We start from the raw sequence: 25,586 nt of genomic DNA, 5'->3' as shown, positions 1-25,586 counted from the left end.
CGTTCCTCCCTCCACGAGTGACCTACCAATGCCACGACGTTGTCAATCAGCGCTATACCGCCCCTATACCGGTGCCTCGATCGGCCAGCGCCGGGCCTGGATCCGGCTGGCGACGGGGGTCGCGCCGGCCGGATCCGGCCCGTGCGGCGGACGCGCCGGCCCGGCGGCACGGGGACCGCGGACCACGCCGCACCGGTCTATCGGGTGCCGAACGCCAGCAGTTCCCGCAGTTCCGCCTGGTCGACCATCGGCGCCAGGGACACCACCGTCTCCGGCGCCGTGCAGGCCACCCGCAGCATCTGGAGGAAGTGCCCGGCCAGCCGCCGTACGGTCGCCTCGTCGAACAGGTCGGTGTCGTAACCGAACTCGGCCTGGAGCCGGCCGTCCTGGTACTGGGTGAGGGTCGTCGACAGGTCGAACTGGCCCTCGTCGTACGGGATGTCCAGCAGCCGGATCTGGTGCCCGGCGAACGCGTGCCGTCGAGTGGTGTAGTCGTCGCCGTGCTGGTGAGCCAGCAGGGTGACGGTCACCCGTACGGGCGGCTCCTGGTTACGGCGGCCCGATGAGAGCATCGGGAACGGATAGGTGGCATGGGCCGCAGCGTCGGACAGCTGCCGGCTCGCCGCGGTGATCGCCATGGCGAACGTGGTGTCCGCGTCGAACGATCCACGCAGCGCGATCGTATTGATCAACATGCCGACCACCCCGCGCAGCGCCCGTCCCCGACGCAGCGAGGCCGGACAACCGACGGTGAACTCCCCCAGACCGGTGTAGCGGTACATCGTCGCCTGGAACGCGGCGAGCACGACGCTGTACGGCGTCACCCCGGCCGCCGCCGCGGTCTCCCGCAGCCGGTGGGCGAGGTCGTCCGGGAACTCCTGACTGAACGCGCCGCCGCGGAACGAACGCACCGGCGGACGGGGCCGGTCGGTCGGCAGGGTCGCCGCCGTGGCGCCGTCGCACACCCGATCCCAGTAGGCGCGCAGCCGCTCGCCGCTCTCGCCGGAGAGAGCCGCCCGCTCCCGGGTCAGGAAGTCGTCGTAGCTGCCGGAGACCGGTTGCCACTCCACCGACCGCCCGGTCTGCGACGCCCCGTACGCGCTGTCCAACTCCTGCCAGACGATCCGCTGCGAATGGAAGTCGGTGGCGATGTGATGGATGACCACCACCAGCACGCAGTCGGTACGCCGACGCAGCAACGCCACCCGCATCGGACCGTCCTGCGCCAGCCGTAACGGCTGGTCGCCGAGCTCCTGGCAGCGGCGCAACAGCCCGTCGTCGTCCAGGTCGGGAACATCGAGGACCTCGACCTCGAACCCGAGGTCGGGATCGACGACCCGCACCGGGCCCTGATCTGTCTGCACGAACCGGGACCGGAGCAGGTCGTGCCGTGAGCGCACCGCCGCCACCGCCCGGCGCAGCAGGTCGAGGTCGAGCGCCGGTTCGACGTGCAGACCGTGGACCACGTTGCTGGCCGGGCTGTCCGGGGCCAACCGGTGGACCAGCCACAGCGCTCGCTGCCCGACCGACAACTCCCGGACGTCCCCGGTCACACCGGAGACCTGGCGGAGAGCACGAAGTCGCTGAGATCCTGGACCGTGGCGAAGCTGCCGACCAACTCGTCCGGCACCTCGATGTCGAAGTGGGTCTCCACGGCGGCGAGCAGGTCGACGAGCTTGAGGCTGTCCAGACCGAGCTCGACGAAGGTGTCGCCGACGTTGATCTCCCGGTCGACGTTCTCGGTCATCAGCTTGCGGGTGAGCGATACGACGTCGAGGGAAACCTGGTTCACGGTCAGCGTCATGGTGCTTGTCCTTTCGAAGGAAGGGGTCGTGATCGGAGTGGTCAGGGCATCCGGATGAGCTGACCGGCGTAGGCCAGTCCCGCCCCGAAGCCCAGCAGCATCACGCGGTCGCCGGGGGTGGTCTGACCGCTCTCGTACAGACGGCTGAGCGCCAGCGGCACCGACGCGGCTGAGGTGTTGCCGGTGTCGATGATGTCCTTGGCGACCTTCTCGTCCGGGATCTGGAGGATCTCGGCCAACTGGTCGACGATGCGCAGGTTCGCCTGATGCGGCACGAACCAGTCGATGTCCGAGAGCTCGACACCGGCCAGGGCGCACACCTTGCGGGCCACCCTCGGCACGTTCTTGGTCGACCACCGGTAGACCAGGGGGCCGTCCATCTTGGCGAACTCGCGGCCGTTGGCGTCCCACTTGGTGCCGAGGATGTCGGACCGCGCGCCGTCGCTGCCCCACACTGTCGGGCTGATGCCGTCGACCTCCGCGGGGGAGACCACCGCGGCACCCGCGCCGTCACCGAAGATGACGTACGTCGCCGGGTCCTCCGGGTCGATGAACCTGCTCAGTTGTTCCGCTCCGACGACCAGCACGTTGCGGGCGCCGCCCATCCGGATCTCGTTGGCCGCGATGCCGATCGAGTAGGCGAAGCCGGCGCAGGCGGCGTTCAGGTCGAACGCGCCGGTGGCGGGGATGCCGATACGGCTGGCCACCTCGGGCGCCCCGCCCGGGATGCGGTCCTTCTTCGTCGCCGAGGCGAGGATGACCAGGTCCACGTCGGCCGGGTCGACGTTCGCCATGGCCAACGCCTTCCCGCCGGCCTCGGCGGCCATCATCGTCACGGATTCCTCCGGCCCGGACCGGTAGCGCGACCGGATGCCGGTCCGCTCCTCGATCCACTCCGGAGTCACCCCGGCCTCCTCGGCGATGTCCTCGTTGGTGATCAGCCTGCTCGGCCGGTACGCCCCCAGCCCGGTGATTGCCGCACCTGTCATCTGTGCCATCGCCTCCTCCGCACCACGCCTGGTCGGCGTCCTGGTGGCACCGTCCGGAGGCAGTGTTCGGCGGGGCTCTCATAACTTCTCTACATCGCGCCCGGTATGGAAAAGAGATAGCCCGGCAGCGGACCGTTCCGCGGACGTGTGTCGCCGCGGGCGGGCACGCCATTCCGAGGGGGCGCGCATGGAGGAGTTCCGAACAAAGGTCGCGGTCGTCACCGGAGCCGGTTCGGGCATCGGCCGGGCACTGGCGGTCGAACTGGCCGCCCAGGGCGCCCGGTTGGCCCTCTCCGACGCGGCGGAGGAGGGCCTGGCGCAGACCGCGGCGAGCTGCGCCGAGCGGGGAGCCGAGGTCCACACCTACCGGTTGGACGTCACCGACCGGCTGGCGGTGCAGGCCCACGCCAAGGAGGTACGCGCCGACTTCGGCGGCGCCGACCTGGTGATCAACAATGCCGGGGTGACTCTGCTGGCCTCGATCACCGAGGCCGAGTGGGACGACATGCGGTGGGTGCTGGACGTCGACTTCTGGGGCGTGGTGCACGGCACCCGGGCGTTTCTGCCGCTACTCGTCGCCTCGCAGGGCCACCTGGTGAACATCTCCAGCATGTACGGGTTGACCGCGGCACCTGCGCAGAGCGCGTACAACGCGGCCAAGTTCGCCGTCCGGGGTTTCACCGAGGCGGTGTTGCAGGAGATGCGGGTCGGCGACGTGCCGGTGAAGGTCAGCTGCGTCTACCCGGGCAAGGTGCGGACCGACATCTTCAGCAACGCCCGGGCCGCGAAGGGGCTCGGCTACGGCGGGATCCGGGAGCGCTTCGCCCGCGAGGCGACGACCTCGGCCGAGCAGGCCGCACGGCTCATCCTGCGCGGGGTCCGGCGCAACCGGGTGAAGATCATCGTCGGGGCGGACGCGCGACGGGTCGACCTGCTCACCCGGCTGCTCGGCACGGCCTATCCCCGGATCACGGCGCGTCGGGCCCGGACGCAGGCGAGCCAGGTCCGCCTGGAGGCCATGCGGACCCGGCTCGCGGCGCAGCGGGTCAGAACGTCAGACCACCGTCAACTGTGACGACCTGCCCGGTCAGGTAGGAGGCCCGCTCCGACAGCAAAAACGTCACCACCGGGGCGATCTCCTCCGCCTGGCCCAGCCGGCCGAGGGCGGTGCGCTGCTGGACGCCCACGGCCAGGCCGGCCGGCAGGTCGTTCAGCATGTCGGTCTCGATGAAGCCCGGGGCCACGGCGTTGACCCGGATCCCGTACGAGCCGACCTCCTTCGACAGCGCCTTCGTGAAGCCGATGATGCCGGCCTTCGAGGCCGAGTAGTTGGTCTGGCCCGGGCTGCCGGTGATGCCGGCCACCGAGGACACCGTGACGATGGCGCCACCACGACGCCGCATCATCCGGCGGATCGCCGCCCGGCACACGTTGTGGACACCCCCGAGGTTGACGTCGATCACCGACTGCCAGTCCTCGTCGGCCATCATCGCCAACGGCCGGTCACGGATGATCCCGGCGACGGTCACCAGTGCCGCGATCTCGCCCAGGTCCTGCTCCGCCCCCGTGACGAAGTCGCGCACCTGCGCGGCATCGGCGACGTCCACCTGCCGGGCCAGCACCCGGACACCGGTCTCCAGCGCCTCTGCGGCCACCTTCTCGGCGGCCACCCGGTTGCTCTGATAACAGAAAGCCACGTCGTACCCGTCTGCGGCGAGCTGCCGGACCACGGCCCGACCGATCCCTCGGGATCCGCCACTGACGAGGGCGACCGGTCGTCGAATGTCACTCATGTCGACTCCTTGACGTCGGAGACCCCGGCCGGGACGGCGGGGCGAAGCGCAGCGGCCGGGCGTACCGCGCCGACCAGACGACCGACCTGCATGACCACCTCGGTACCGACCACGCTCTCGCCCCGCACGAAACCCGTGTCGGCGATCAGCCGGATCAGCTCGACCCGGTGCTCGACCGTCTCACCGGGCAGCACCGGCCGGCCGAAGCGGATCCCCTCGAATGCACCCGCGATCGGCACTCCGTCGGTCAGTACGGTGGCCATCGGCCGGTCGTGCCTGATCAGCACCAATGCCGCCTGGCCCCACGACTCCAACAGCAGCACGGCAGGCAGCGGCCGGGTCCCGGTCACCGTGTAACTGCCCACCAGCCGACTCCGGGGTACCAGTTCGCTGACTCCGTCGACCAGGAGCATCGGCGGTCGGTGCGGGATGAGCCGTCGAATGTCGTCGCGGTCGAGCATCACGGGTTTCCTTCCTGATAGCGCAACACCACCTCGGCGGCCGGTACACCGGACACGGCAACCGTGCCCCGGCGTAGCCCGCCCTCGCGCCGGACGGTGATGACCAGCTCGTCGTCGAGATCGATCGTTCGGAGGAACCGGCAGGACACCAGCTCCGCGAGGATCTCCGACGGCATCGCCGCGAGGACGGCGCGGTGCACGTACTCGACGATGTAGACACCTGGCAGCAGGGGGAAGCCGGGATAGTGCCCGACGAAGACCGGGTCGTCCCGGTCGGGTCGAACTCGACCGATGATCTCGTCCCCGCTGGCGTGGTCGAGGTCGATCCGCGCGTTGGTCGCGCACTCGGGCGGGATCAGGATGGTCACGCACTGACCGTGCTGGCACCGGCTATATCTTCTCCATAGGCGCGGGAGCACGGCGGAAACGCCGGGGGTCCGCAGGCGCGGCTATGCCGGCAACGCCGATCGGGCGGTCACGACGCGGTGGTCCACCGGGTCGGCCTTCTCCCGCGCGAAGACCCGCACCAGGTCGTGGAAGCGGTGTCGCTGCCGCCGCCCACCGTCCGAGCCCGCGATCTCCAGCAGCCGTGCGTCGACCAGGCTCTCGGCCACCTCCTCCCCCACCCGGGGCGTCACGCCGAGCACCCGGGCGGCGGCGCCGATCGGGAAGTCCGCAGTGTTCAGCAGTGCCAGCCGGCGCAGCGCGACCTGGCTCTCGACCTCCAGCTCCTGGTAGCTGCCCTCGATGCGGGCCCGCACGTCCAGCGTCCCCAGCCGTAGTTCGTTGAGACGGAACCGTTCGTCGGCCAGCCGCTGCGCGAGGTAGCGCAGCGACCAGTGCGGCCGAGCGATGAGTCGCGCCGCAGCCACCCGGATGCCGATCGAGAGCCGCCCACACAGCTGCACGATCCGGTGTGCGGCACCGAGCTCGGCGGCCACCCGCGGCGAGCCGACGATCGTGGCGAACAGCTCCAGCGCCTGCGCCGGGTCGAGGATGCCCACCTCGACGCGGGTGACACCGGGCAACTCGGAGAGGCGGCCACGACAGGTCAGGATCACCCGACAGGACGGGTCACCGGGCAACAGCGGGCGGACCTGCGGATAGCTGGCAGAGTTGTCGAGTACCACCAGGACCCGCCGGCCGGCCAACTGGCTGCGGTAGAGGCACTCGCGTTCGTCGAGGCGCCTCGGGATGGCCTCCTCGGCATTGCCGAGGCTCCGGAGGAACCAGCCCAGCACGTCGCCCGGGTCGATGGCGTTGCCCCGGGTGCCGCCGAGGTCGGCGTAGAGCTGCCCGTCCGGGAAGTCGCTGCTGGACAGGTGCGCGGCCCGCAGCGCCAGCGCCGACTTGCCGACGCCGGCCATCCCGGTCAGCAACGTCCGTTGCGGAGCGGACGGCGACGTCTCGGCGAGCAGCCCGGCCAGCGCCCGCAGCTCCTGCTTCCGGCCGCAGAAGTCCTGCGCCCCGGGCGGCAGCATCGCCGGTCGGACGTCGCGCCAGCCCGGTCCCTGCCGCGGTGCGACAGCGGCGTCGGGCGTCCCGGGGCCGGCCAGCACCGTCTGGTACGCCTCGGCGAGGGCCAGGCCCGGATCGGCACCCAACTCGTCGGCGAGGACCCGCCGGCCCTGGTGGTAGACGGCCAGCGCGTCGGCCTGGCGGTCACATCGCAGCAGCGCCGTGATCAGATGACTGCGCAGCAACTCGTGCAGCGGCTGCGCGGCGACCAGATCGCTCAGCTCCACCACCAGGTCGGCCTGTCGGCCCAGCATCAGGTCGGCCGTGATGCGATCCTCCAGGGCCGCCATCCGCACCTCGGCCATCCGGGGCGACTCCGCCTCGATGAGGTGGTCGGTGACGTTGCTGAGCGTCGCTCCGCTCCACAACGCGAGCGCCTCGTGCAGGTCCCGCGCGGCCTCCTCGTGCCGGCCGGAGCGCAGTGCGTCCCGACCCAGTCCGGCCAGCCGTTCGAACTCCTCGATGTCGAGTCGGCTGTCGCGCATCCGCAGCAGGTAGCCGGACCACTGCCGGACGATCTCCACCTCGTCGCCGAGATACTTCCGCAGCCGGGAGACGTAGTTGTAGAGCTGGGCGGCGAATGTCGCCGGCGGCTTCTCGTCCCACAGCAGCTGGCAGAGACGCGTGTCGGAGACTGTTCGCCCTCGGGCGAGCAACAGGACGGCCAGGACGGTGCGCTGCTTGGCGCCGTCCAGCGGGACCTCGCCGCCGTCGCGCCAGGCGCTCACCGGCCCCAGTACGCGAAACTCCACAGTCGCTCCGATCGGGTCAGCCCAACGAACAGTCGGAGAGTCGACCACCGCCGCGCATCGACACATCTGTGCCCGCCACCCAAGTTTCGTCGTCCGCACCCGCGTGTTGTCGCCACCCCACCGATACCGGCTCCCTCCGGGCGGTCATCACCGACAGTCGTCCGGACCGCACCGGACAGTGCGCGAACTGCGGCGACCAGCCGGACCGACAAGAATTTGGGTGGATCCCACGCATGAGATACCCGTCGTCGCTTGGCACCCTCAACTCGATGAACACCACAGACGTCGACGGCCCACCCAGCCTCGCTTCGGCCGAGTCGCCCCGACTCCGCCGGGGCTGGTGGGCGCGGGGCCTGGCGCTGCACGAGCGGGTGACCGCCGGCGGCGGCACCGACCCGGTGGACAGCGAGCGGTTCGGGCACGCACGGTCGCGGCTGGATCTGTGGCGGGCCGACCGTGGGCCAGAGCTGGACGTCCGGCTGGGCGAGCTGGGCGTCGACGAGGACCGGTTGCTCACCCTCCTCGCCGAGGACGACGAGCACCTCGCCGCGCGAGTCGACCCACCGCCCTGGGCAGTCCTGATCGAGTCCGCGGTGCACGCCGCCGCACCGCCTCCGTCGGTGCCGGTCCCAGCGGACTGGAGGGCGGCGTTCGCCCTGCCGTTGCGCCCGTTGGTCGACCAGGCGAGGGCTCGCTTCCGCCGGGGCTCCGGCCCGGTGACCGACGCCCAGGTCGACCTGGGCGCGCTGGACGCCGCGTTGGGGGCCACCCTGGAACGGCGTCTGGCCGCGCTGGCCGCCCGTACCTTCGTCGAGGAGCTGCACCGCCGCAGGATCGCCGGCCTCCTCCAGGGTGCCGACAGTCGCGCCCGATTCATCGGCTTCGTCCGCCAGCTTGCCACCCCGGCAGGGCTGGCTGCGCTGTTCACCGATCTTCCGGTCCTGGCCAGGCTGCTCGGGCAGGCCACCGCGCACGCCACCGACGCGATGCTGGAGCTGCTCGCCCGGTACACCGCCGACCGGGACTGCCTGGTCGACAACCTCCTGGGCGGCGTGGACCCCGGCCCACTGGTGGCCGTCGACGACAGGCGGGGTGACCCGCACCGGGCCGGCCGGACCACCACCGTGGTCCAGTTCGCGGACGGCCGGCGGTTGGTCTACAAGCCCCGGGATCTCACCCACGACGACCGGCTGGCGGCCTTCGTCGGCTGGATGAATCGGATGGTGCCCACCGTCGGCATGCGGGCGGCCGCCTGCCTGGTCCGTCCGGAGTACGGCTGGACCGAGTTCGTCACCGCGGCACCGCTGGCCGACCTGGACGGCGCGGACCGCTTCTATCGACGACAGGGTGCGCTGCTGGCGCTCGCCCACGCCCTCAACACCACCGATCTGCACTACGAGAACGTGATCGCCAGCGGCGAGGACCCCGTGGCCATCGACGCCGAGACGTTGTTCAGCCCCAGTTGGCGACCGGCATCCGAGAGCGGCGATCCAGCCGCCGACCTGCTCGCCGCCTCGGTGCACCGAACCGCGTTGCTGCCGCTGATCGTCGTCGGTGAGCAGGGCATCATGGACCTGTCCGGCGCCGGCGGCGACGAGGGCCGGCAGAGCCCGGTCAGTCGGATCGACTGGGCGGACCCGGGCACAGACCAGATGCGCCTGGTACGTCGCGCGTCCACCTTCGACGGTGCCTCGAACCGGCCCCGGCTCGGCGACCGGGTGATCGATCCGGAGGACCACGAGGCGGCGATGCTGGCGGGTTTCCGGCTCGGCTACGAAGCAATCGAGGCCCATCGCGGGGACTTCGCCCAGCTGATCAAGGCGTCGTCGGCCATGACGGTGCGACTCGTCGTGCGGCCCACCTGGGCCTACCGGACGCTGCTCGACGAGGCCACCCATCCGAGCCTGCTGCGCGACGGTCTGGACCGGGACCGGTTCCTCGGGCGGCTCTGCGGCCGGACCACACTGCCCGGCGACCCAATGTTCGCCCGCCACGAGATCGCGGCCCTGTGGCGCGGCGACGTGCCGTACTTCCACGCCCGGGCCGACAGCCCCCAGCTGGCAGCCGACGGGGAGCCGACCGCGGTGCCGCTGTACCGCAGCGGCGTCGACGCGGCACTGGACCGGATCGCCGGGCTCGGCGAGGCCGACCGGCAGGACCAGGAATGGGTCATCATGGCCAGCCTGGCCACCCGCCGGCCGGTCGGCGCCCATGGCGACACGGCGCCAATGGAAGGTGCGTCGCAAGGAACCGCCGCCCCACCCGAACGGCTGGTCTCGGCAGCCTGCGCGATCGCCGACCAGATCGTGGCCCGGGGCGCACCGGGCCGGGACCGCGTGAACTGGCTCGGCCTGGAGCTGGTCGACAACCGGCAGTGGCTGCTGCTCCCGATGGGCGCCGGCCTGGCCAACGGGTACCTCGGCGTGGCGCTCTTCCTCGGCCAGCTCGCTCACATCAGCGGCGTGGCCCGCTACGGCGACGTGGCCCGCCGGGCGGTCGCCGCGACCCCGGGGCTACTGCGCCTACTCGCGGATCGACCCGAGCTGGTCACGGCGATCGGCTGTGGCGGGCTGCACGGCCTCGGCGGACTGGCCTACGGGCTGGCTCGGCTGGCCGTGCTGCTCGACGACCCGGAGATCGGTCGGTGGGTCGACACGGCTGTCGAACTCGCCGAGGTCGCGGTCGCCGGCCCCGCCACCGACGACTGGGCCACCGGCAGGGCCGGCTGCCTGGCCGCGATGACATCGATCCACGCCGAGCTGGGTCTCGATCGGGCGGCGGCGCTGGCCCGGACCTGCGCCGACCAGCTGGCCGGTACGACCGCGTTCGATCACCCCGCCAGTCCGGCTGGCTTCGCCGATGGCACGGCCGGCATCGCGTACGCCCTGCAACGGTTCGTCGACGTCGGCGGCGGCTCACCGCAGCATGCGGACGCGGCAGACAGAGCCCTGCGGCACGCCCGGCAGACCCCGACCAGCTCGTCCGGGTGGTGTGCCGGCACCGCCGGCCTGGCACTCGCCCTCGCCGGTCGACACGACGCGGGCACCTCGCCCACCACAGACCCGGACGCGCTGGCTCACCTCGTCCGGCGCCTGGCCGATCGGCCACTGTCCCGCGACCTGAGTATCTGCCACGGCGAGTCCGGTATCGGTGAGGCGCTGACCGTGCTGGCCGCGGGGCCGGCTGGCCCTGCGGCCGCCGCCGCGCTACGGCAGCGGACCACCCTGCTCCTCAACTCCCTGCAATGGCAGACGCGCCACTGCGGCACACCCGACGGAGTGCTCACACCGGGACTGCTGACCGGCCTCGCCGGCATCGGCTACGGACTGCTGCGCTCCGCCCTGGCCGCACGGATTCCGTCCGCGTTGCTCCTGGAACCCACCCCACAGCCAACCGGACCCGACTGGCTGTCGCTCACCAACCCGTTCACCACGAGGAGAGAAGAACAATGATGTCTCAACAGCTCACCGCCGACGTCACCCACGTCGCTACCGCCCCCGTCGAGACCGCCCACTTGGAGGACCCGAACCCCGCCGGGGAGCCAAAGGTCAGCCCGATGGTGGCCTTCGGCCTGCGTACGGCGGCCCTGGCCGGTCTGGCCATCCCGGTGGGCCTCCTGGTGGGACACCTGGTCGCTGGCGACGCCGGAACCGTCGACGCCGCCGCTCCGCTCACCACCTGCTGCCCCACCTTCGCTCTGTGACCCTGGGCGGAAACCACCCGGTCAGCGCGGCGATCAGTCCGGTCGGACGATAATCCCGCCAGGCTCGGTGCGCCTGCTGTCTGACCCTGGTCATCGATGAAGTGCCTCGCTATCGTTGCCGCCGTGCAACGATCACGCGTCCTGGTCGGCCGAGATGCGGAATTCGGTGTGCTGATCGGCATGATCGAGGCTGCCCGCGTCGGGCGCGGGGGCGCGGTCTTCATCGTCGGAGAGGCCGGCGTCGGCAAGTCGCGGCTCGCCGCGGCGGCCGCCGAGTCCGCCTACACCGCCGAAATGAGTCTGCTGCGGGGGCGGGCCAGCGCACTCGGCACCGGAGTGCCGCTGCGCCCGCTCACCGAGGCGGTGCTCTCCCTGCTCAGATCGTCCACCGTAGACGTCGCGGCGCTCGGCCCGTACGGGCCGATCCTCGGCCGGTTGGTGCCCGACTGGGGCACCCCTCTCGCCGACCAGGAGACCGGATCGGTGGTGATCCTGGCCGAGGCGGTGCTCCGGCTGACCGGTCTCGCCGGCCAGGACCGCGGGTGCCTGATGGTCCTGGACGATCTCCAGGACGCCGACGCCGAGACGCTCATGGTGGTCGAATACCTGATCGACAACCTCGACCAGCAGCCCACCCTGCTGGTCGGCGTCCTCCGGGCGGACGACTCCCCCGCGCTGGAGGTCGCTCGGGCAGCAGCCCGCCGCGGCCGGTGCACCGTGATCGAGTTGGGCGGTCTCGGGCCCGAGGACCTGCGCGCCATGGCTGGGGCATGCCTCGGCGTGGCGGCGGATGAGCTGCCCACGGCCGCGGCCGAGCTGCTCTGGGGCGGCAGCGGCGGCAACCCGTTCCTCATCGAGGAGATCCTCGCGGCGATGGTGGAGAACGGATTGCTCCGGCACGGTCCACAGGGGTGGCTCGTCACTCCAGAGGCGCCCACCACGCTGCCCACCGCCTTCGCCAGAAGCATGGCGCACCGGATCGAGAAGCTGAGCCCGCAGGCCCGGGAGCTGCTGTCCTGCGGCGCCCTGATCGGGCAACGCTTCTCGGTGGCCGTGGTGCAGTCGGCGACAGGGCTCAGCGACCGCGACCTGTTCAACAATCTGCACGGCGACATCGTCGCCCAGCTGGTGGCACCGGACGACCAGTTGACCGACTGGTACACCTTCCGGCACCGCGTCACCCGCGAGTCGCTGCTCGCCCTGGTCGAGCCGGCCACCCGGCGGGAGTTGGCCCACACCGTCGCCGAGGCCGTCGCGAAGGTCCACCCGGAGTTGCCCGGTGAGTGGTGCCAGATCTCCGCCACCCTGCGCGTCGAGACCGGCGACGCCCTGTTGGCCGGTCGGCTCTTTGCCGAAGCTGGCCGGAGGGCCCTCGCGCAGGGTGCCGCCACCTCGGCCGTCGCCCTCCTCGACAGGGCTTGGGAGCTCCAGGCCGACGGGCCGGCCGAGGCCCGCGCCGACACCCTGGAGACGCTCCTGCAGGCCCTCGGCGAGGCTGGCCTGGTACGGCGGGCACTGGAGCTGGTCAACAGTCCGGACCAGGTGGCCGGTCTCCCCGCTCGACGGCAGGCCAGGCTGCACACCCGGCTGGCCTGGACCGCGGTGTTGGCCGGGGAGCTGACCGACGCGCTGGCCCAGGTGGAGATTGCCCGTGAGCTGCTCGGCCCGGACCCCGCGGCGGAGGACGCAGCTCCGATCGACGTCGTCGCCGCACACCTGGCCCTGGACACGCCGGGGCGGGACCAGATGGAGGTCGCCGAGACCCTGGCCCGCCGGGCCGCCACGGTCGGCGCCGCCGTGCCGCTGCCGGTGGTGGCCTGTCAGGCCTGGCAGTTGCTCGGTGCGCTCGTCCGGCATCGCGACCCGGCCGAGGCTACCCGCTGCTTGGAGCAGGCCCGGTCCATCGCCGCCGAGCACGGCCTGCCGATCTGGGAGGTCCACGCGCTGATTCGGCTCGGCAACGACGACGCGTTGCTGCACGGCACACTGGACCGGCTGGAACAAGCCCGGGAACGAGCGCTGCGAGCCGGGGCGGTGACTGCCCGCCAGCAGGCCGAGGCGAGCATCGCGCTGCACCTGATCATGCGCGGCGAGTACCCGGCCGCACAGAACCTGATCGACCAGGTCCTCACCGCGACGACCCGCCTGAAGCTGATGGAGACCACCCAGTACGTGCTGCTGCTCAGCGCGGTGCTCGCCGCCCACCAGGGCCGGCGGGTGGAGATGCAGGACGCGCTCGCCGAGTTCCGGCGCTGGGGCGGTGACGAGAGCCTGCACACACAGCGGGTCCACGGGCTGGCCGGCACGTTCTGCGCGCTGCTGGAGGAGAATCGCCCGCGGGCGCTGGACGAGCTGTCCCTGGCGGTACGGGCGGAGGAGACGAACCCGACCGTGTTCCACCTGGGTGGACGGCTCGGCCTCCAGTTGCTGTTGCGGGCGATGGCCGGCGAGGTCAGCTTTTCGGCGTACGAGGCGATCGTCGGCACACCGGCGAGCCAGCTCCGGTGGGACCGGCAGTTCGCTCTCTTCGCCCGGGCGGTCCTGCTTGGCCGCGCGGGTCAGCACGACGCCGCGACCGCCACCCTGGCCGAGGCCATGGAGGTCGGCGCGCTGTACGCGATGGGGCGACACCTCGCCCTGCGGCTGGTCGCCGAGTCGGCGCTCGCCGATGGCTGGGGCACCCCCGTGGAGTGGCTGCGTGCCGCCGAAAACTACTTCCACCAGGCGAAGGTCACGCCGGTCGCCGGGGCGTGTCGCACGCTGCTGCGCCAAGCTGGCGCGCGGGTCACCCAACGTCGGCGCGGTGCCGCAGAGATCCCACCCGAGCTGCGGGCAGCGGGCGTGACGGTACGGGAGTGGGAGGTGCTGCAGCTGCTCACCGGCCGACTGAGCAATCGCGAAATAGCCGGGCGACTACACCTGTCACCGCGCACGGTGGAGCGGCACGTCTCCAGCCTCATCACCAAGACCGGCGAGCCAAACCGGATCGCATTGAGCGATATCGCGACCGATTTCGACAGTGGCTGACCGGTCCATGAGCTTCCTGGCGCTGGGTCCACGGCCGACCCGGCTACCAATGCCGACACGGACACACGAGCACCCGCACCAAGACCTTCGCCCAACCGAAGATCCTCTACATCCGGGAAGACCACCTGCTCGACCGCATCCGACACGACCGCGGGCTACACCGTCGCCATCCCGCACTGCGCAGCCCCGACCCAGAAAAGCTTGCCGCCTACTTACGCACCACAACATGATCATTGTGTGTGACCACCAAGCGTGGACCATCGAAGCCGAAACCGCGATCTACCCGCTCACCGCGGCGGGGAGCTTCCTCGCCACGACAGCAAAAATCCCCGCCCAACGGGACGGGGATCACGCAAAACACGAACAACCATCACAGTTCGTGTGGAAATAATGTGTCCGAGGGGGGATTCGAACTCTTGTACGTATCATCGGTGCTCCATTTCGGGTGCACATGCTCATAGATTACGGCACGTTCAGGGTTGGCTCAACCTCGCGCGCTCATTACCGGGCGTGAGCATGAATCGAAGTCGGGACGCGTAGGGTCCAAGCTTGCCAGCCAGCTGGTTCGGTTATCGACTGACCGAAATGAACGTGCAGGCATCAAGCTTGAGCCCCACCGCAGGGGTCCTGGTGAGTTTCAGTCGACCGGCGTTGACGGCAACCCGTGCCGCTCGCGTTCTTCGGTAGCGAGCGCACCAGGTTCACCGCCTTCGTCGAACTTTGAAATTCACCACAACCGCGCGCAGCGCCAGAGCATTCAGCGCCGACCACCGCGATGCACCGAGGTGTTCCCGCAACGCGCGGATCTGCGCTCGCACCGCCAGGGCGAGGGTCTGGATCCGGATGAGTCGCCGGACCGCTGCGGTGTCGGAGCTGCGGTAGACGGCCACGGCCGTCAGATCTGCCCCTCCTGCCGTCGCACGTCGCTGACGCTGAACAGGAACGGCAGATTCCCGAAGTACCTCTCCCCCGACGGCACCAACTGTTCCATGTCCGAGGCGAACAACCGCAGATAGGATTCTGAGCAAGCGCCGCGCTTTACGGTCACGTTTCACGCGCTTCGGCGGACACGTGAGGATCCTGTTTAGAGGCCTGAGCCATCGGAAGTGATCACATTGACCGCCGCGCCGCATGGGGAGCCGAATCATCCGAAAAGTTCGCGGATAACTCCCATTGCTCGTGGCGAGATCGCTTCGTCGGGGTAAAAGTCGGCGCACAGACGTATAGCGTCGTCCACCGTCGCTATCTTGGCCAGCGCCGCCAAGGCGCGAAGGTCGTCCACGTCGCGGGTTCGCGCCGCGAGCGCTTTCATCGCGAAGATGTGCTCCGGCGAGGCGGCCATCACGCGCAGGCCAGGGTGGTCGAAGACTCGCCGCTTGCCCGGGTCGTCCTTGCCGGATACATACACGCTGGCCTGCTCGTTGAGCCACCACGGCGGTAGGCCCAGTTCGTCGGCCACTGCACGCGCCTCATCGAGGACGACTCCGTGCGGGACGAACATCGCGTCGACGTCCCTGGTAACCCGTTTCGCGTCGAGGCGAGCGCCATCGCGGCACCACCCACAATGAAGATGTCAGCGACGACTCCGCGCCGGACAAGCCGGTCGCCCAGGTGAGCGAACGCGCGTTCGAGTTCCGCGCGCCCCATGAGGACGCTGTCTGATCCGCTCACGCCGCGGCCAGGTCGTGAACGGAGAGGTAAACACCGTGCTTCCGGAATGCAGCCGGGGCCCATGCCAGGGCGTCGGCCCGGTGGATGGCCAGTTCGGCCGGGAACCATGCCCGGCGCAGCACACGTGCGTCGACCCATGCGGGCGGGGCAAGATCTGCCTGAGCCAGCAGGTGCTCCGCGAGCGCGGCAAGCAGCGCGTCCCACCGTGGGTCTCCGGTTAGCCCGGGCTCATCTCGTAACAGGTCGACCCTGGTTTCGGCGAGTTCCCAGCGGTACTCCTCCAGAAACTCCCATACGAGCTTCCAGCGAGTCTGGTCGGTGTCCGCGGACACCAGATGGGTGGCCAACCTGGCCAGACTCATCGGTTCGTAGCTGGTACCCATCGGGCAAGCCTCACCTTCGAGCCGACGGCTTCATCCGTTGCAGACTATCGCGGCGCCGCCCGCGAACACCGCAGAGGTGAGGTGGCGACGGGTGCCCGATTTTGGGCCGCACCCCTGCTCAGGGGTTTCACTCATGCTGCACGCACGGCATCACCCTTGTGATCTTGATCGTAGGCAGCGCAGTCTGTGACGTTGCCTGTCAACTAACAGGGGGTGCATGCGAGCGTGACTCTCAGTCAGGATGCGATCAAGAAGACGACGAAGTTGGTCGAGTTTCTCGCTGAGGTAACGGCCGCAGTCGAGCGGAACCCAGTGTGCGACATTCTGGAAGACCCGGACACGCCTGATCCCGTCATCCGGCTCGATGTGTTCACGACTTTGCCGGGGCCCTGGACGCCTCCCGCGAAGGGCTGCTGATCCTGCCCGAGCGGGAGATGACGCGAGCCTTGACGGCTGTCCCAGCCGGGAACAACCGCCGGCTGGTGCACGACGCGCTCCAGGTCCGCACTGGTAGTGGGATCGGCGGGCTTGGGCTTGGGATGTTCGTCGCCAGATCGACCGGTGCAGGATGTGCCCTGGTGGGAGGGCAGCGGCGAGGACGAAGGCGTTGACGAGTCGGCGGATCTCGGCGACGGTCAACGCGATGATCTCCGTGTCAGCGTGGGGTTGCTGGGCGGTGGCGGTGAGGATGGTCAGGACGGCGAGGGCGAGCATGGCCAGGGTGACGTGGCGGTACCAGCCGGTCCAAGGTCGCCTTCGGCGCGAAGATTCTGTCAGGCCGTCCTGCGCAAGGCGATCACATTGTCGGTCACCTTGGCCGTCTGGCCGCCCGGGCCGGTGGCCGTCCGATCGCGGGCTTCGCAGCAGCCCACCTGCCAGGACGCGGGATCGAGGGCCAGACCGGCCAGGGTCTCGTCCGGGGTGGGAATCGTGGCCCCCTGGTTCCAGGACCATGGGGCCACCGAACCATGGTCGACGATCAGCAGCACGCCGCCGTGGTTCACCTGTTCGCCGAGTTCACGAAGGATGCGGGCCTTGGGGAACTCGAAGAGGCTGTGCAGGTAATGAGCGCTCACCAGGTCCCAGGTGCCCGAGGGCAGGGAATCCGACAGGTCGTGCCGTTCGGTACGGATCCTGTCACTCAGCCGCTCCTGGGCGGCGCGCTCGTTTACCCGTTGCAGGGCGGCATCGGCGATGTCGACCGCAGTGACCTGCCAGCCGCGTTGGGCGAGCCACAGGCTGTCGCCGCCCTGACCGCATCCCAGGTCGAGGGCAGCGCCCGGCGGAAGGTCGCCGACCATTGCGGCAAGGATCGGGTTGACGCGTACCTCCCACGAGGAGGCGGCGACCTGCTGGTGCAGGCTCTCCCAGAACTCGGCCGGTGTCGCCGCGTCCGGGGGGTCCATGTACTTCATGCGCTCACGTCCTCGCGATCGATCGGGCTCCACCGGCATGGTGCCCGTTGTTCCATGGCGCCGGCGAGAAAACTTGCCGGATCGGCAAACGCCGTTCGGCGGGACAACGAGGGCTCAGGCGCACGGGTCGGCGCGATAGGTGTCAATGGCCAAGCCCAGATCGGGTGTGCGGGTCTATCTAATACTCCAAACTCACTTGGCTTTGGCGTTGGGCGTGGCATGGGTATGGAGACGGCCACCGCGTGCCGTGATGACCCGCGACACAGAACCGATCAGACCGGACGGAAGAAGCGGGCGGAGCCCTCGGCGGAGGCGAAAGCCGCCATCGAGCTGGTCCGGGCAGCCAAGGAACAAGGGCTGTCGCTGACCGGTCCGGATGGGCTGCATCTGCTCTGCGAACGCAATCGAATCGTTGATCGCCCGCTACCGGCGAGCGGTCAAGGCCCGCGGCCACGTCCCCAACGAACTGGCCGCGTTGAATTGTCAGTAACTGGTGACCCGGTCCCTGGACCCCACCGGAGCAGGCCGAACCCGATGGACGACGCGCTGGAAACCCGCGTTGAACGCCTTCGCCATCACCTTCAGCGACCGCTTCCCAGCCGCTGAAACCTACGAACCAAGATCGCCGGAAACACCTTTAGCGAGACAGCCCCGTCGGGCGGTCGGCGGCCGACCACCGATGCCCGCTGTCGTGTCGCTGTCCGGATCAGGCGCCAGAGGCCGACCATCAGCGGAGGAGGCTCTGGGGCTGGCCGGGGACGGCACAGCAGCGGCCGTGAACGTCGGGGCAGCCCGGAAACGTGCACGTCGGGCCGCGCGCCGGAACGCGCCGAGCACTGCCGGCCCGGCGAGGGTGACGAGGATGGCGGTGGTGACCGCCCGCCCGGTGTCCCAGCCCAGCGAGGTGACGGTGAAGAAGGTCAGGTACCTGTGGAGTTGCTCCAGGGCCGGCAGGCCGGGTTGGTAGGCGATCGAGCTGGTCGGGTCGAGCGAGAACGGCCAGAAGGACAGGTTGAGCATGAACCCGAAGAAGTATCCGCTGACCGCGGCGTAGGCGGCGAGCAGGACGATCTCGGCCCGTCCGCGGATCCGGGGCAGGAGACCGGCGAACATGCCGACCCAGGCGCAGCCGAACATCTGGTACGGCATCCACGGTCCCACTCCCCCGGTGAGCAGGGCGGAGGCGAACAGCGAGGTGCAGCCCAGCGCGAAGCCGAAGCCGGGTCCGAAGACCCGGCCGGCGAGCACGAGGATGAAGAAGACCGTCTCGATGCCCGCGGTGCCGGCGCCGAGTGGTCGCAGGGCCGCGTTGATCGCTGACAGCACGCCCAGCATGGCGAGCGCCTTGGCGTCGATCCTGCCGTCGGCGATCTCGGCGAAGATGACGGCGAGGACCAGGAGCAGCAGCACCCCGAACATCAGCGGAGGAGTCTGGGTGGAGCCGAAGGTGCCCGGCGCGACAACGAACGGCCAGAGAAACGCGACGAAGCCGAGGAACGACGCCATGGTGATCGCGAGCACGGCACGGCCGGGCACGCGGACGGCGACGGTCAGCGTGGTCACGCGCGTACCTCCGGATTGTCGAGGGCGGCGGCTACCTGCCCGACCGTCAGGTACGGCAGCGGCGCGAGGATCTTCGCGACCTGCGGGGCGAACGTCGGCGACGCGGTGAGGACGGCCGCAACGGGGCCGGCGGCGACGATCTCACCGTCGGCCATCACCACCACCCGGTCGGCGGCGGCGGTGGCGAACTCAACGTCGTGGGTGGCCACCACGACGGAACGGCCCTGCGCGGCGAGGCTGTCGAGAGTACGGGTCAGTGCGGCCTTGGCCTGGTAGTCCAGCCCACGGGTGGGCTCGTCGAGGAGCACAACACCGGGGGTGACGGCGAGTTGGATGGCCAGGACCACGGCGAGCTGCTGCCCGGCGGACAGGTCCCGGGGATGGCTGTCGCCGTCGATGCCGGCGGCGATGCCGTCGAGGAGCCGTCGCGCGGTGCCCGGCTCGGCGCCGTCGCGGTCGGCCTGGTCGAGTTCGGCGTCGACGGTGTCGAGGTACAGCAGGTCGGTGGCGGTCTGCGGGACGAGACCGACGAGTCGGCGGGCCTGGCTGGCACCCACCCGACCCGGGTCAAGGTCGTCGCCGTGCGCCGGGTCGGGAACGGCGATGCTGCCGCCGTCCCGGAGACCCGAGCCTTGCAATGCCCAGAGCAGGGACGACTTGCCGGAGCCGTTGCGCCCCATCAGCGCGGTGATCTCACCGCATACCAGAGTCAGGTCGACTCCACGGACGGCGACGACCGATCCGTGCCGGACGATCACACCGGCGGCGGTGAGTGCGTTCTGGGCTTCGGCGTGTGAGTGGCGGTGTGGCTGCGGGGGCGTGGTGGGGAGCCGGTCGCGCAGTGTGGTGGCGTGCCGGCGGGCGTCGCGTACCGACAGGGGTAGCGGTGACCAGCCGGCCAGGCGCCCGAGTGCGACCACTGGCGGCGCGACGGTGGTGCCGGCGACGAGCGTGGCCGGGTCACCGTGGCGGACGGTGCCGTCGCGGGCGACGTGGATGAGCCGGTCGGCGTACGGCAGGACACGTTCCAGTCGGTGCTCGGCCAGCACGACTGTGACACCTAGGTCGTGAACCAGCCGGGTGACGGTGGCGAGAACGTCGTCGGCCCCGGTCGGGTCGAGCGCGGAGGTGGGCTCGTCGAGGACGAGCACCCGTGGGTGGGCGGTCAGCGCCGCGCCGATCGCCACGCGTTGCTGCTGACCGCCGGAGAGTTCGTGCAGGCCACGGCGGCGTAGGTCGACGAGGCCGAGCAGGTCGAGGGTCTCCTCCACTCGGGTCCGCATGACCGCCGGGTCGAGCGCCAACTGCTCCATCCCGTACGCCAACTCCTCCTCGACGGTGTCGGTGACGAACCCGGCGACCGGGTCCTGCCCGACGACGCCGACCAGGTCGGCGAACTCGCGGGGCGGGTGGTCGGCGGTGTCCCGGCCGGCGACGCGCACGCTGCCCTGGAGGGTGCCGCCGCTGAAGTGCGGTACGAGCCCGTTGATCGCGGCGAGCAGTGTCGACTTCCCGGCGCCGGTGTGCCCGACGACCAGGCACAGCTCTCCCTCGTCGATGTCGAGGTCGACGTCGCGCAGGGTGGGGCGGGGCGCACCGTCGTACGTGATGCTGACGCGCTCGAAGCGGATCATGACGGTGCTCCTGCGGTGTCGGCGGCGCGGCCCCGTACGGCGGCGGGCTGCGGTCGGTGCGGGCGCGGCGGTGTCGGTGCGGCGATCGCCGCGAGGGCGGCGACAAGGATCGCGGCGGCCGGTAGTGCGGGCAGGCTGGGCCAGTGCAGCGGGTAGAGGCTCGGGTTGAGCGCGGCGGGGTCGTAGCCGGTGCCGGCACCGAGCACGATGGCCGTGACGACGCCGCAGCCGGCGACCGTCCACTCCGGCCACTGCCACGGGTCCGGCCGGTAACGGCTGCGGGAGACCCGACGCCCACCGAGCGCCATCCCGGCGACGCAGAGCAGCACACCACCGCCGAGGCCGCCGAGCCCGACCGGGCGGGGCACGCGCGGGTCGAGCAGGCCGTACACGCCGACGCACAGGCCGGCCATGCCGGTGAGCATGAGGACGCCGGTGAGCCGCCGCGAGCCCGGTGTGGCGGTGCCGACCCGGCCGTAGCCGCGCGAGTCCATGGCGGCGGCCAGCCGCAGCGACCGGTCCAGCGCGTCGTGCAGGACCGGCATCACGATGGCCCGTACGGCACCGAGGCCCCTGGCCCGTCCGGCACGTAACCGGCGGGCCCGGGCGACCCGTTGGACGCTCTCCACGAGTTGCGGTGCGACGCTGAACGAGACGGTGACGGCGACACCGAGTTCGTACAGCGCGCCGGGGAGGACCCGCAGGGCGCGTTTGGGGTTGGCGAGGCTGTTGGCGGCACCGATGCAGCACAGCAGGCAGGCCAGCCGGAGCCCGTCAACGCAGGCGGACAGGGTCGCCTCCAGGGACACTGGACCACCAATCTGGATTCCCGCGTACCACTCGGGCGTGGGCAGCTGCGGGAGCCGGAACAGGATGTGGTCGTCGGGGGTGATGCCCGAGGCGAAGACCGTCCGGAACACCACCCGGATCGCGATGATGATCAGCGCGAGGTAGAGGTAGTAGCGGAACGCCCGTGCCCACGGCGCGTCCGTGCGGCGGGCGCTGACGACGAAACCGAGCACCGCGAAGATGAGCAGCAGGAGAAGGGGGTTGCTGGTACGGCTCGCGGCGGTGGCCAGCGCGAGCGCCCACAGCCACCAAGCCACCGGATGCAGGGAGCGCGGCAACCGGGCCACCGCGAGGCGGTGGACAAGGCCGGTACGGATCGGGCGCATCGGGTCAGGTGCGGCGGCGTCGCCAGCCGACGACACCGCCGGCGAGGGCGAGCAGCGCCAGCAGCCCAACCGTGATCAGTGCCGGCAGCGCCGAACCGGTGTCCTGGCGGGCTGCCGTCACGGTGGGTTCCGCGTCGAGGATGCGTGGTCCTTCGACGGTGGCGTTCGGTGGCAGGGACGGTCCTACCGCGGCCGGTGAGATAGCTTCGCCGGCCGGGGGCGTAGGCGTACCACTCATCGGGATCGGCGTCGGCGCTCCCGCCGGCGGGAGGCCGGGCGGAGGGTTGCCGACGCCGGGGTTGCCCGGCGGCGGATTGCCAGCGCCCGGGTTGCCGACGCCTGGTGGATTCCCGCCGCCCGGCTGAGCCGGGGTGGGTGCGACGGGGGGCGGAGCGGTGGTGGCCGTGCCGGTCGGCTTGCTGTTGCGGGCGCGGACGCTGTCCGGACTGAGCCGGGGCCGTCCCTCGGTGCCCCCGATGTCGGTCGCCCCGAAGATCCACAGGTCGACGCTGCCAGGCTTGGGTTTGTAGCTCATCGCGCCGAGTTGGCTGTAGACCCAGCTGTTATGCCCCGGGTCGGCGTGCCAGTACGACCAGTACGCGCTGGCCGGCGGGGTGAGAGCACACCTCTCGTCCGCCGGGGTGGGGTACTGGGTGCCGCCCTGGTGGCCCGCGTAGCCGATCCGGCAGATGAACGCCGGCCCGTCGTGTTGTGTCCCGGTGGTGCGCCAGCCGCCCTGGTTGAGCAGTTGGTAGCCGGTGGTCGGGGTGGTGCCGCAGGACCGCAGGAGCGGCCCACCCCAGCGGCTGAAGTCCACCGCGAGAATCACCCCGGACGAGGTGGTGCACTGCCCGATCGGCAGCGGGTCGGCCAGCGCCGGTGCGGGCGTCACCACCAGCGCGCCGACGATCATCAGCGCCACTATCGAGCGGCGCCACCTGCGGGCCGTCACGACAGACCGCCCGTGCTGGAGACCGCGCGACGGCGTGCGGAGACCCGCAGCAGGACGCCCGCGACGACGAGCACCAACGCCAGCAGGGTGATCGTGATGATCGACCAGCCGGTGCGGGGCAGGTTGCCCGACGAGTGCCCGCCGGCGCCGGCCGACGGCGGAGACACACTCGGGGCTGCCGACGGGGACGACGACTGGCTCGCGGTCGGTGTCGCGGTCGGGTTGGTCGTCGGGGTGCTGGACGGGTCCGGGCCCGGCAGTTCGTGCACGTCCCGGGTCAGGGCGGCGAACGAGATGCCGGTCGCGCCGCCGACGACCTGGGTGGACGCGCGCAGGTCCGAGCCGGCCTGACCGCCGGCGGCGACGGTGAACCCGCCGTCGTCGTTCTGCTGACCGGCCAGGAACGACAGTGCCTTGTCGACCTGTCGGGCGTAGGTGTCGCCGCGCAGGGTGAGGCCCTGGATCGCGAGCGCCGTGGAGTTGGTGGAGTCGCCGGCCGCGCCGGGGAAACCGCCGTGCTCCTTCTGCGCCGACGCGACCCAGGTCAACGCCTTGTCGACGGCGTTGACCGCCGCCGGGTCATCGGTCAGCGGCGCGAGAGCCATCGCGGCCATCGCGGTGCTGTCGACGTCCCGGTCGGCGTCCCCCGCCGGGATGAGGCTGGGGAACGACCCGTCCGCGCGCTGAAGTCCCTTGAGGAAGGCGATCGGCTTGGCGGCCGCGTCGCCCTGTCCGGCACGGAGCTGCGCGATGATGCCCAGCGACTGCCCGAACACCGAGGTGGCGTACCGGTAGTTGCCGGCCCCGGCGCAGCCGGCCTGCTCGTCGAGCTTGGCGCAGGTCACGTCACCCAGCGCGGCGATCAAATCGTGTCCACCGAAGGACCGTGGGTCGTAGCCGGTGACCTGGGCGAGGAGGGCGACCTTGCCGATCGCGCCGCCGGCGGCGTAGTCGGTGCCGATGCCGAGCCACGAGTCGACGGTGAACCCGCCGTCACCGACAGCGCCGCCGCCGCGCAGGAACTCGACGATCGCCCGCAGCTTGGCGTCGTTCCCGCCCGTGGCGGCCAGGGCGTACGCGCCGTCGATGCTCAACCCGAAGTCGGGGAAGCCGGGGAACGACTCGTAGTACCTGCCGTCGACCAGATTGGTCGGCGCGACGAGGTAGGACACCCCCTTGACCAGATCGGGTCGCGGTCCGGCCGGCGGCGGCGTCTCACCCAGGGTGGCCAGGTTCTTGCCGGCCAGTGCGAGCGCCGCCGCGCCGGTGGCGGCAAGGTCAGCGTCCGGGTTGCTCGGGTCGGGGTTGAGCCCACCGCCGGTGACGATCCGCCCGACCAGGAAACCGGTGGCGGTGGCAGCCCGGTCGGCGACACCCAGCACGGCGAGGGCCTGCGCGGCGTACCCGGTGGAGTAGGTGTCGGTGACCCCCGCGCCGGTGTACGGCTGGTAACCGCCGTCGGTCTCCTGCGCGCCGGTCAGGAACGCCTTGGCCGAACCGAGCGCGGCATCGTGCGTCGCGCCGAGCGTGTGCAGCGCCAGGACGGCCAGGGTCGTGGCCGCGAGGTCTGGATCACAGGCGTCGGTGGGGCTGCGCCATACACCGGCGAAGGCTCCGGTCGCGCACTGCTGCTCGGTCAGTCGGGTGACGGTCGCGGCCGGCGGGGTGACGCCGGCCCGCTTGAGCGCGAGCAGGGCGGTCGCGTGGGTCAGGGGATCGCTCGATCCGGCGAAGTCACCAGCGGCGGCACAGCCGGCGTCGACGTCGGTCGCGGCGCACACCCGGTCGGTGAGCGTGGCGATCAGGTCACGACCTCCGAACGCGCGCGGATTGCCGCCGGTGATCGTGGTCAACAGCGCGAGGTTGGCGACGTTGGCGATGTGGGGTGCGGCGGTGCCACCGTTCGGGAAGATGGCGGCGTCGACGTGTGCCCGCAGGTAGTCGACGACCTTCGTGAGGGTCTGGTCCTGCCCACCGGTCCCGGCCAGGGCGATGGCGACGGCGACGGTCCGGTAGTAGTCAACGAAACCGTTGTCGACGTGGTCGCCGTCGGCGAGCTGCCCCACGAGGTAACTCGCAACCGCCTTGACCTGCGCTTCCGTCGGGCGCGCCGGTGCGGGCGTCCCGGTCGGGGTCGGAGTCGGGGTCGCGGTCGGAGTCGGGCCGCTCGCGCGCACCGACGCGGGGGTGAAGCTCGGCGCCCCGGTGGCGCCGCCGATGTCGGTGCCGCCGAAGACCCACGCCTCGACCTCACCCGGGCCGGGCCGCTGGGACATCGCGCCGAGTGGACTGTAGGTCCAGTGCTCCTGCCCGGCCGGGGCGATCCAGTAGGACCAGTAGGCCGTCGCCGGCGGCGTCAACTGGCACGCCTCGTCGGCCGGCGCCGGGCGTTCGGCACCGGACTCGAAGGCGGGTGAGCCGATCCGGCAGATGAAACCCGGGCCGTCGTGAGCGGTGCCGGTCGTGGTGAAACCCGCCTCGTGCAGCAGGTCCAGGCCGGTGGTCGGAGTGACGTCGCAGCCCCGCAGCAGCGGCCCGCCCCACGCGCCGAAATCGACCGCGACGATGGCGCCCTGGGTCGGGGTGCAGGACTCAAGCGGATCGGCGATCGCCGCACGGGTCGGCACCACCAGTGCCAACGCGCCGAGCGTCACCGCGGCGACAAACGCCAACCACGGCGCGGAAGTCCGCGACGTTCGACTGACCAGTGGAGACATGGCGACTCTCTCAAGGGGCTAGCGGCGCA

19 protein-coding genes and 1 pseudogene are annotated in these 25,586 nt (G+C 70.9%); 5 read left to right on the top strand and 15 right to left on the bottom strand.

The window, feature by feature from the left end:
- Nucleotides 1-197: 197 nt before the first annotated feature.
- The 3 genes from ACGF3C_RS31300 to ACGF3C_RS31290 are packed head-to-tail and all read right to left on the bottom strand — an operon-like array spanning nt 198 to nt 2,802.
- Complete coding sequence (locus ACGF3C_RS31300) at nt 198-1,553, bottom strand: condensation domain-containing protein (protein WP_357221809.1); 1,356 nt, start codon at nt 1,551-1,553, stop codon at nt 198-200.
- Nucleotides 1,550-1,804 (bottom strand): phosphopantetheine-binding protein, encoded by a 255-nt coding sequence (locus ACGF3C_RS31295; protein WP_357221807.1) that lies wholly within the window; start codon nt 1,802-1,804, stop codon nt 1,550-1,552. The genes ACGF3C_RS31300 and ACGF3C_RS31295 overlap by 4 nt, the downstream gene beginning before the upstream one ends.
- Before the next feature lie 41 nt (nt 1,805-1,845).
- Complete coding sequence (locus tag ACGF3C_RS31290; protein WP_393227304.1) at nt 1,846-2,802, bottom strand: beta-ketoacyl-ACP synthase III; 957 nt, start codon at nt 2,800-2,802, stop codon at nt 1,846-1,848.
- Between the two features lie 178 nt (nt 2,803-2,980).
- Between ACGF3C_RS31290 and ACGF3C_RS31285 the strand changes: the two genes are divergently transcribed.
- The gene (locus tag ACGF3C_RS31285) at nt 2,981-3,868 is read left to right on the top strand and encodes an SDR family NAD(P)-dependent oxidoreductase (RefSeq protein WP_357221802.1); all 888 of its coding nucleotides are present in this window, start codon (nt 2,981-2,983) and stop codon (nt 3,866-3,868) included.
- Here the strand turns inward: ACGF3C_RS31285 and fabG are convergent.
- The 4 genes from fabG to ACGF3C_RS31265 form a co-directional block, all read right to left on the bottom strand.
- A complete protein-coding gene (gene fabG, locus ACGF3C_RS31280; protein WP_393227302.1) occupies nt 3,840-4,586 on the bottom strand; it encodes a 3-oxoacyl-ACP reductase FabG in 747 nt (248 codons plus the stop codon). The genes ACGF3C_RS31285 and fabG overlap by 29 nt on opposite strands.
- Nucleotides 4,583-5,047: a hypothetical protein gene (locus tag ACGF3C_RS31275; protein ID WP_357196495.1), complete on the bottom strand. Its 465-nt coding sequence runs from the start codon at nt 5,045-5,047 to the stop codon at nt 4,583-4,585. The genes fabG and ACGF3C_RS31275 overlap by 4 nt, the downstream gene beginning before the upstream one ends.
- Nucleotides 5,047-5,415, bottom strand: coding sequence for a hypothetical protein (locus ACGF3C_RS31270; protein WP_393227300.1), 369 nt, complete (start codon nt 5,413-5,415; stop codon nt 5,047-5,049). Before ACGF3C_RS31270 ends, ACGF3C_RS31275 begins: the two co-directional genes overlap by 1 nt.
- 81 nt (nt 5,416-5,496) lie before the next feature.
- The gene (locus tag ACGF3C_RS31265; protein WP_393227298.1) at nt 5,497-7,317 is read right to left on the bottom strand and encodes a BTAD domain-containing putative transcriptional regulator; all 1,821 of its coding nucleotides are present in this window, start codon (nt 7,315-7,317) and stop codon (nt 5,497-5,499) included.
- Nucleotides 7,318-7,586: 269 nt separating this feature from the next.
- Here ACGF3C_RS31265 and ACGF3C_RS31260 point away from each other — a divergent pair, with 269 nt between their 5' ends.
- The 3 genes from ACGF3C_RS31260 (at nt 7,587) to ACGF3C_RS31250 (ending at nt 14,047) form a co-directional block, all read left to right on the top strand.
- Nucleotides 7,587-10,769: a type 2 lanthipeptide synthetase LanM family protein gene (locus ACGF3C_RS31260; protein WP_393227297.1), complete on the top strand. Its 3,183-nt coding sequence runs from the start codon at nt 7,587-7,589 to the stop codon at nt 10,767-10,769.
- Nucleotides 10,766-11,020, top strand: coding sequence for a hypothetical protein (locus ACGF3C_RS31255; protein ID WP_357221792.1), 255 nt, complete (start codon nt 10,766-10,768; stop codon nt 11,018-11,020). Before ACGF3C_RS31260 ends, ACGF3C_RS31255 begins: the two co-directional genes overlap by 4 nt.
- Before the next feature lie 123 nt (nt 11,021-11,143).
- The gene (locus ACGF3C_RS31250; RefSeq protein WP_357221790.1) at nt 11,144-14,047 is read left to right on the top strand and encodes an AAA family ATPase; all 2,904 of its coding nucleotides are present in this window, start codon (nt 11,144-11,146) and stop codon (nt 14,045-14,047) included.
- A 1,144-nt stretch (nt 14,048-15,191) separates the two neighbouring features.
- Here the strand turns inward: ACGF3C_RS31250 and ACGF3C_RS31245 are convergent.
- The 3 genes from ACGF3C_RS31245 to ACGF3C_RS31235 all read right to left on the bottom strand — a co-directional run bounded on the left by ACGF3C_RS31245 (nt 15,192) and on the right by ACGF3C_RS31235 (nt 17,516).
- Nucleotides 15,192-15,506 (bottom strand): hypothetical protein, encoded by a 315-nt coding sequence (locus tag ACGF3C_RS31245; RefSeq protein WP_357221786.1) that lies wholly within the window; start codon nt 15,504-15,506, stop codon nt 15,192-15,194.
- 208 nt (nt 15,507-15,714) lie between these two features.
- Nucleotides 15,715-16,101: a hypothetical protein gene (locus ACGF3C_RS31240; protein ID WP_357221784.1), complete on the bottom strand. Its 387-nt coding sequence runs from the start codon at nt 16,099-16,101 to the stop codon at nt 15,715-15,717.
- Nucleotides 16,102-16,874: 773 nt separating this feature from the next.
- Entirely contained in the window at nt 16,875-17,516 is a 642-nt protein-coding gene (locus ACGF3C_RS31235) for a methyltransferase domain-containing protein (protein WP_357221782.1), read from the bottom strand.
- A gap of 385 nt (nt 17,517-17,901) precedes the next feature.
- Here ACGF3C_RS31235 and ACGF3C_RS31230 point away from each other — a divergent pair.
- Nucleotides 17,902-18,129: pseudogene (locus tag ACGF3C_RS31230) on the top strand (transposase); the annotation flags it as partial.
- On the opposite strand, the gene ACGF3C_RS31225 reads toward ACGF3C_RS31230, so the two are convergent.
- Genes ACGF3C_RS31225 through ACGF3C_RS31205 form a run of 5 tightly spaced genes read right to left on the bottom strand, consistent with a single transcriptional unit; the run spans nt 18,126 to nt 25,557 of the window.
- On the bottom strand, nt 18,126-19,079 hold the full coding sequence (locus tag ACGF3C_RS31225; protein ID WP_357221780.1) for an ECF transporter S component: 954 nt from the start codon (nt 19,077-19,079) through the stop codon (nt 18,126-18,128). The pseudogene ACGF3C_RS31230 and the gene ACGF3C_RS31225 sit on opposite strands and share 4 nt — an antisense overlap.
- On the bottom strand, nt 19,076-20,713 hold the full coding sequence (locus ACGF3C_RS31220) for an ATP-binding cassette domain-containing protein (protein WP_357221778.1): 1,638 nt from the start codon (nt 20,711-20,713) through the stop codon (nt 19,076-19,078). Before ACGF3C_RS31220 ends, ACGF3C_RS31225 begins: the two co-directional genes overlap by 4 nt.
- Nucleotides 20,710-21,888 (bottom strand): CbiQ family ECF transporter T component, encoded by a 1,179-nt coding sequence (locus tag ACGF3C_RS31215; RefSeq protein WP_357221776.1) that lies wholly within the window; start codon nt 21,886-21,888, stop codon nt 20,710-20,712. Before ACGF3C_RS31215 ends, ACGF3C_RS31220 begins: the two co-directional genes overlap by 4 nt.
- 4 nt (nt 21,889-21,892) lie before the next feature.
- Nucleotides 21,893-22,840: an LPXTG cell wall anchor domain-containing protein gene (locus tag ACGF3C_RS31210; RefSeq protein ID WP_357221774.1), complete on the bottom strand. Its 948-nt coding sequence runs from the start codon at nt 22,838-22,840 to the stop codon at nt 21,893-21,895.
- Nucleotides 22,837-25,557 carry a prenyltransferase/squalene oxidase repeat-containing protein gene (locus ACGF3C_RS31205; protein WP_393227293.1) on the bottom strand — a complete coding sequence of 907 codons (2,721 nt, stop codon included), beginning with the start codon at nt 25,555-25,557 and terminating at the stop codon, nt 22,837-22,839. The genes ACGF3C_RS31210 and ACGF3C_RS31205 overlap by 4 nt, the downstream gene beginning before the upstream one ends.
- Nucleotides 25,558-25,586: the final 29 nt, after the last annotated feature.

This window comes from Micromonospora sp. NPDC047762, assembly GCF_043204655.1.
Lineage (GTDB): Bacteria > Actinomycetota > Actinomycetes > Mycobacteriales > Micromonosporaceae > Micromonospora.
Note: the sequence above shows the minus strand (reverse complement) of the source record. Positions and strands in the feature narration are given on the sequence as shown.